General features: G+C 52.9%; 5 protein-coding genes and 3 pseudogenes. 6 read left to right on the top strand and 2 right to left on the bottom strand.

Annotation, left to right across the window (positions count from 1 at the left end):
• A pseudogene (locus ASILVAE211_RS25405) lies at positions 1-276 on the bottom strand (transposase); the annotation flags it as partial.
• Between the two features lie 90 nt (positions 277-366).
• Between ASILVAE211_RS25405 and tnpA the strand changes: the two are divergent.
• The 4 genes and pseudogenes from tnpA (at position 367) to ASILVAE211_RS25385 (ending at position 3,034) form a co-directional block, all read left to right on the top strand.
• A complete protein-coding gene (gene tnpA, locus ASILVAE211_RS25400; RefSeq protein WP_227324160.1) occupies positions 367-753 on the top strand; it encodes an IS66-like element accessory protein TnpA in 387 nt (128 codons plus the stop codon).
• The gene (tnpB, locus tag ASILVAE211_RS25395; protein ID WP_227324159.1) at positions 750-1,097 is read left to right on the top strand and encodes an IS66 family insertion sequence element accessory protein TnpB; all 348 of its coding nucleotides are present in this window, start codon (positions 750-752) and stop codon (positions 1,095-1,097) included. Before tnpA ends, tnpB begins: the two co-directional genes overlap by 4 nt.
• A 70-nt stretch (positions 1,098-1,167) precedes the next feature.
• Positions 1,168-2,729 (top strand): annotated as a pseudogene (gene tnpC / locus ASILVAE211_RS25390) (IS66 family transposase).
• The gene (locus tag ASILVAE211_RS25385) at positions 2,729-3,034 is read left to right on the top strand and encodes a hypothetical protein (protein WP_227324161.1); all 306 of its coding nucleotides are present in this window, start codon (positions 2,729-2,731) and stop codon (positions 3,032-3,034) included. Before tnpC ends, ASILVAE211_RS25385 begins: the two are co-directional and overlap by 1 nt.
• A gap of 34 nt (positions 3,035-3,068) precedes the next feature.
• Here ASILVAE211_RS25385 and ASILVAE211_RS25380 read toward each other — a convergent pair.
• Positions 3,069-3,191: pseudogene (locus tag ASILVAE211_RS25380) on the bottom strand (IS5/IS1182 family transposase); the annotation flags it as partial.
• A gap of 60 nt (positions 3,192-3,251) precedes the next feature.
• Between ASILVAE211_RS25380 and ASILVAE211_RS25375 the strand changes: the two are divergent.
• Together ASILVAE211_RS25375 and ASILVAE211_RS25370 are read left to right on the top strand one after the other, a co-directional pair.
• On the top strand, positions 3,252-3,638 hold the full coding sequence (locus tag ASILVAE211_RS25375; RefSeq protein WP_227324158.1) for a hypothetical protein: 387 nt from the start codon (positions 3,252-3,254) through the stop codon (positions 3,636-3,638).
• A gap of 429 nt (positions 3,639-4,067) precedes the next feature.
• Positions 4,068-5,960: a carbohydrate-binding domain-containing protein gene (locus ASILVAE211_RS25370; RefSeq protein WP_227324157.1), complete on the top strand. Its 1,893-nt coding sequence runs from the start codon at positions 4,068-4,070 to the stop codon at positions 5,958-5,960.
• Positions 5,961-7,116 lie beyond the last annotated feature (1,156 nt).

Genomic DNA, 7,116 nt, shown 5'->3' with positions numbered 1-7,116 from the left:
ACCGTCATAGCCGGCGCGAGTGCCACTTTCAGGCGTGGAGCGCAGAGTGCGGCTGTCCATGATCGCGGCCGTCGGCTCCCCCTGGCGCCCTGCGGCTAAACGGAGGACAGCGCGCAAATCCTGCGCCAGGGTCTCGAAACATCCCGCTGCCAACCACCGGTGGGCCTGCTGGTGGACCGCATGCCAAGGCGGGAGGTCGTTCGGCATGGCACGCCAAGCTATACCGTAACGGATCACATACCGCAGGGCGTTGAACAGTTCGCGCAGCGGATACTCCGTGAGCGTCCGGTGAGCCAATTTTGTCTGGGTGCGAAAGTAGCACAAGTTACGTCACAGATGATTCATTTGTGACGTAACAAGGTATGAATGACCAAGGTCGAAATCCTGACGGGTGTCGAGCGACAGCGTCGGTGGTCAACAGAGCAGAAGCTTCTTATATTGCAAGAGGCGTTCGGCGTAGATGGCACCGTTTCGGATGTCGCCCAGCGGCACGACGTTCTTCCGCAACAGATATATGCTTGGCGGAGGAAGTTCTCGCCACCCAAATTCAACTCTCCCGAGATTGCATCGTTCATCCCTGTTTCGCTTGTCGGCGGGTCAGAGAGCTCCAGCGACGGTTCCAAACGGAGCGGCGGTCGGTTGAAAAGCAAAGACGTTGAAATTGTCTTGAGGAATGGTCGCTTACTGAGAATTGCAGCAGAAATGGATCTCGAGGTGCTGTCCTCGCTGGTTGCTTGCGCGGAGGCAGCATGATCGGACTCTCTGGGAATGTGCCGGTTTATCTCGCCTGCGGCGTGACCGACATGCGGCGCGGCATCGATGGGCTTTCCGGCATGGTCACGGCGGTGATGAAGGAGGCACCGGGGTCTGGTGCTGTCTTCGGCTTCCGCGGTAAACGCGCTGATCGGATCAAGTTACTGTGGTGGGATGGCCAAGGCTTCTGCCTGTTCTACAAGGTTCTTGAGCGAGGGTATTTTCCTTGGCCGACGGCCAAAGACGGCGTTGCACATCTGACGCAGGCTCAGATGTCTATGCTTGTTGAAGGAATTGATTGGCGTCGACCGGCATGGACGTCCGCACCAGAGCGAGCCGGATAAAGGCCGCCTTTGTGGGGAAATCCGCGCAAAATACTGGTACTCCGGGCGCAAATCGGATAGGTTTGCGCGGATGGAGACAATGCCGCCAGACAGCCAGGCTGAGCTAGTAGCATTACGAATGCTCGTTGCTGAGCAGGCGGCAAAAATCAGCGAACAAGAAGCGGAAGTTAGCAAACGCGACTCTATCATTGACCTTCTGCGTGCGCAGTTGGCACTCCTCCGTCATCAACAGCATGGCGCATCTTCGGAGAAGATAGACCGGAAAATTGAGCAGTTCGAACTGATGCTGGAGGAGATCGAGGCTTCGCGTGCCGAGGCTGAACTGCGCTCAGGAAAGCCCCCTTTGCCGGCGCTGGACGATGCATCCGAGAAGCCGAAGCGCAGGCCATTGCCAGACGGCCTTCTAACCGAAGACCGGGTCTATGCGGCGCCCTGCAATTGTCCAACCTGCGGTGGCATGTCGTTCCTGAAGGCCGCCGACAGGATTATTCAGGTGATGGAGCACGTGCCGGCGTCCGTGAAAATCGTCCGCCATATCGAAAAGCGCCTGGTCTGCAGGGACTGCGATACGACGATGTCTGGCGAAATGCCGACCCTACCGATCGAGCGCGGCAAGCCTGGACCGGGGCTTCTCGCCCATATCATGGTCGCCAAATTCGACGATCACATACCGCTCTACCGCCTGTCCGAGATGTACGACCGGCTTGGGGTAGATATCTCTCGTTCTGTCATGGCGGACTGGGTGGGGCGTGTGTCGGCTCTGCTACGCCGCTCATCTTGCTAATCCGCGCTCATATCGCAGCGGTTGACCGAATACATACCGACGATACTCCCGTCGATGTTCTCGACCCTGGGCGCGGAAAGACCAAAACTGGGAGGGTCTGGGTCTATGTGTTCGATGGCAGCGGCTACCAAGATCCCACGCCCGGAGCCATTGCCTATTACTACAGCCCTGACCGAAAGGGCGCGCATCCGGCCGATCACCTCGCCAACTTCAGCGGTGTGATGCACGCGGATGGTTATGGCGGTTACAAGAAGCTTTGCGGCAATAAGATTATCGAAGCGGCCTGCATGGCTCATGTGCGCCGCAAGTTCCATGATGTGATCAAGATCAAGCCGTCACTAATTGCCGATGAGGCGTTGGCGCGTATCGGCGTGCTTTACGATATTGAGAATCGTATCCGCGGCATGTCGGCGGATGTTCGGCGCATCATGCGTCAACGACACGCCAAACCTGTTCTTGAAGAACTGAAGGTGTGGATTGAAACGACGCTTCCAACCTTGCCACAAAAACAGAAGCTCGCAGAAGCGATGCGATACGCCCTGTCGAGATGGACGGCATTGAGCGTATACATTGATGACGGTCGAGTTGAAATCGACAACTCTATAGCCGAACGCGCAATGCGTCCGCTTGGGATTGGGAGAAAGAACTGGCTCTTTGCCGGGTCAGACAAAGGAGGCCAGCGCATCGCCGATATCCTGACCATCATCGAGACGGTGAAATTGCACGGCCATAATCCGGAGGTCTATCTGACAGACATCCTAGCCAGGATCCAGGATTACCCCACGGACCGTCTTAATGAGCTATTGCCGTGGAATTGGGCGCCGATAGCAGTGCACGAGGCAGGGTGATGGCTCGCTCCAGGCATATTTACACGCTCAAACAAGTCGCCACCATGATTGGGGAGAACCTTGAACTGCTCGAGGAAATTACGGCCAACCCGGACAATATCAGCGAAGGACAAATCTTCTATGTCAGCGATGGCAGTGAAGATGGCACGACGGGTCTGACCGAGGACGGCAGCAACGAGCTTCAGGAGCTTCTCGCGGACATACGCACATGGGATGGTGGAATCCGGGAGTTCCTCGTGAGAGAACAATGCGATCCAGAGACCACCGAGCGCATCCTGGCGGACGAGTTAAAACGCCAGCCTTAAAATGCGTCTCGACGGCCGCAAATGCATTCTCCGGACGCTTACGATACTCCCGCTGCGGCGCATCTTCCTTCATCAAGGTCAGATACCCGACCACAAGCGACCACTCTTCGTCACTGACATCAGATGGATATGGCTTGCGGGTGCGGGCATTCCTCATGCCCTACCATTACGACATGGCTAACGAAAAGTACATGACACGCTCTAGATTGTAGCACTCATGCGTGCTTATGTCGTCGAGCGACAGATTCGCGGCAACAGCACTTTCGGCCGTCCGAGCGCATCACAAGAACGTGCAGCCTTGACAGCAGAAAATTCGGGCAATTGGCTGCTTGGGGCTAATGCCCATGTCATGCAGGGCTTCCAACTCAAGCAAGCCAGAAAGTTGGCCTGGCTTTCTCGATCGGAACGAGCACTATTTGAGAATAGTGAGACTTTGAAATCAAGGGAAACACTGTGGGTGCACGCTACCAAGGTCGCGGCAAACAATCCACTCGTCTGGTTGCCGGTACCTTTTGGGGCAAAGATAGATTTCGAGCAAAATCCTAGTAATTGGATATTAATCGAAATCGGTGAGATAAAAATTCGCTTCAAAATAAAAAGATAAATTAATTATATTTCGAGTCGCTGACTATGCGGCTCTGAATTCAGAGCGATCTTCTCTCTGAGACATAAATTATCTGATATCACACAACAAACATTATCAATTCGGTTCAAATTATTTTCATGGAGGAAAATTGACAGGGGAAGAGATTCCATGTTGAACAGTTTTTTCGCGCCACGGAAAGGATAATCTTCGGAAAATATAGTTCTATTTTTATGTCTACTTCACAAAAAAGTTAAATTGGCCAGTATGATACGTTACTGAAAATACGGTGCTGATGGTGTTTCTTGCCTTAATACCCGGTCGCAGCAGGAAAAATACGCAGAAAGTTACTCTTATATTTGGGCTGGTTGCCCATGCGCATGATCAGAAATGATCTGTGTCGAATTTCAGCCTGTGCTTGTCGCGGCTGAGCTTGCATAAGGAGCCGTCATGGCATCGTCATATCTTCCTTATCCTCTCGGTGTATCCGTAGGAAATCCAAACGTTAGTGACTCATCCGAAGAGGCTAACTTCGATAACGCGAATAGCGGCTTTGCGAGTCTTATGGGAGCGCAGCCGACTTATATGAATACTGCGATCGATTCGACTGTGCTCGTCAGTGACTGGCTCAAAGATGCGCAGTGGTTTGCAGAAGGCGCAGCGGCGTCACCGACATTTCAAGGAAAAATTCCCACGATCGGGTTGCCCATGAGTTCAAGCGCTGCTGGTGCGCCCACGCCCGATCAGATGTATAAAAATTTTGCAGCTGGCGACTATGACAGTATTCTGCAGTCGATGGTAAAGACCTGGGCGGATGCAGGGTTCATGACACAGGATTGGCGTGTCGGCGTCGAAATGAACCTCGATGTTTCTCCTTCCTTTGCAGGCAGTACCGCGGCCGAGCAAGCGGATTGGGTAGCAGCATACAGGCATATTTATACGGTCCTTCACGCTGCGGCCCAGACGGATGGCGTTAATATGACCGTTCTCTGGAACCCGAGCACGGATAACTACAGTGACGTGAACAATGTCACGCAGACGCTCTATCCGGGCAATGACTATGTCGACACGATCGGAATTGATGTTTACGGGGATTTATTTCCCTATGGCAGTAGTTCGCAGATTTATGATTGGGACAAAAGCGGACAGGTGTTGAATTCTGCTAATCCTGTCTACGACACCAGCCTGGATCAATGGGCATCTGATCCCGTCAATCTTGAGCATTATTACACCTATCCAGCTTCATCCCAGTATTCTTTGGATGATAGTGGTGGCAGTGCGCTGAGCTTACAGGACATCATCAATTTCGCTAAGGAGACGGGAAAGCCGATTGCCATTTGCGAGACTGGCGCAGGAAATACACTGGCAGATGGTTCCGACCTCAATGACAATCCGACTTTCGTCCAGTGGCTAGCCTCTACGCTCGAGAATGCCGGCGTTACGGTGCAGTATGTTGGCGTTTGGGATTCGAATGAGGGCGGCAACTATTCATTCTCGGACGTGTCGGACAATAAGCCGCAGGAAGCAGCAGCCTGGGCTAAATACTTCGGTGGTCAAGACAGTTCGAGCGCTGCTACGACCAGCGATACTTCAAGTGTGGCTGCGACAACCGATACATCAAGCGCCGCTACAACAGATAATGTTGTATCTTCATCATCAGAACATACTCTGACACTGCAAATGTCTGAAGACTATTATCAGGCAGATGCGGCTTTTACCGTTGCCGTAAACGGCAAGCAGGTGGGCGGAGTTTACCACACGTCCGCGCTCCATTCTTCCGGCGATGGTGAAACCTTTCTGCTTACCGGAAATTGGAGTTCTGGCACAAATGATGTGGAGATTAGCTTCATCAACGATGCCTATGGCGGAGATGACCAGGACCGCAATCTTTACGTTGATTCCATCGCCTATGACGGCGTAACCTATGCGGGCACCAACGCAGCGATATATGGTGACAGTTCGGACAATTTTTTAGTGGGTTCCGGTGTTGCGCGGGCGAGCGGCCCTGCAGACAATCTGACCGTCAATCTTTCCGAAGATGCCGCGCAAGGGAATGCAGAATTTGTACTCTATATCGATGGAAAAGCGGTGACGACCCCCGAGGTGGTCACCGCACTGCATGAAGCAAACGCCACGCAGGGATTTTCTTTTTCAGGAAATTTTGCTTCTGGTACACATACTATCGGAATCGGCTTCGTCAACGATCTTTATGATCGTTCAGCATCTGAAGATCGGAATCTATATATCAATGGACTATCGCTAAATGGTACGGATGTGTTTAGCGGAAATCAAGCGCTGTACGGCGATGGGACAGCGACCTTTACAGTTCATACATCAAACTGATACGAAATAGCGTTTGTCTGCAATTTAAATATAATTTGGTCTTAATAATCTAGAATCTTGCGATGGGAAACAACTTGATTCGCCACAATATTAAAGAATTTCAATTGGCAACCGGTTACAGACATGGTTTGTTTATCGTGGCAAATTCGCTGAACGTTTGACAGAGCAATCTTGTGGCTCTCATGCACGATTTTGAATTAATTCAAATCGACAGGAGCGGTAGTCCAGGCGCAGGGAAAGCCGGACGGTCTAGCACCTAATTAAATCTCTCTGGCGTCTGCGCCGACGTGTACTGTTATATACAGTCACTACATTTTAACAAATACTATTCCAAGTAACTACTGCCTGCCTGGTAGACAAGAGACTGGTGGTGGTGCCGTCCGCGACAACTTTGTCAGCTTAGAAAATTGATAAATAGCTCAAAAAGGTAATGGATAAGTAATCAGAAAATCTGCATGGTTGAATGCCGCGGCAGCGCAAATTTGCTATCGCGTTGTCTCTCTCATGCGAGAGACGGAGGGTGCCGCAATCCTCTCCGCCGCGGCGCACGGAAATAGGCCATTTAATGAAAACAGGGTGGGCGTCATCGCAGTAGCCACTTTGGCCGGCTAGCCAAGTGGCTTGGCGTTGAATAAACGGCAAACGTCGCGGCGGCGCCAATGACTATTGTAAGTCGCCGGCTATGTATATAGCGCGGGATGCGAGACATTACCCAGAGTTTCTGCCCGCGATATTTGATGGTGGCGGTGCCTCGGGCGTCGGATCGAAGTGGCCTACCGGCGCGATCGCTCGCTCGGGCTAATGGCTCTCAGCGGTTGCTAGCCGCCAAACTGGCGGCGGTTGCGACAGACGGTCGAGCAACTGGGCAAGGGCCTCCCCGCGGCTGGCATCGTCTGGGTCGGTCGTTGCCATCGTTTTCTGAGCTGCATCCATGACGTGGTGTCGCTGGCTTCGAGCAGCATCCGCTCAAAACCAAGATCGGGTTCCAGCCGCTCCAGTTCATTATCGAACAAGCGCCGCAGGTCACCCGGCGGATGGGCAGGCCTGTGCCGACGGTGATCTCCTGCACATTGTGATCGACTCGGAAGGCGCGCAGCGTGACAGTGCGCGCGCCTTGGCTAGCGTCAGCAAACTATTGACCAAGTGGCGACAGCAA

It is taken from the genome of Acidisoma silvae (assembly GCF_020618775.1).
In the GTDB taxonomy this organism is placed as follows: Bacteria; Pseudomonadota; Alphaproteobacteria; order Acetobacterales; family Acetobacteraceae; genus Acidisoma; species Acidisoma silvae.
The sequence above is the reverse complement of the archived record's forward strand: the minus strand, read 5'-3'. Positions and strand labels throughout refer to the sequence as shown.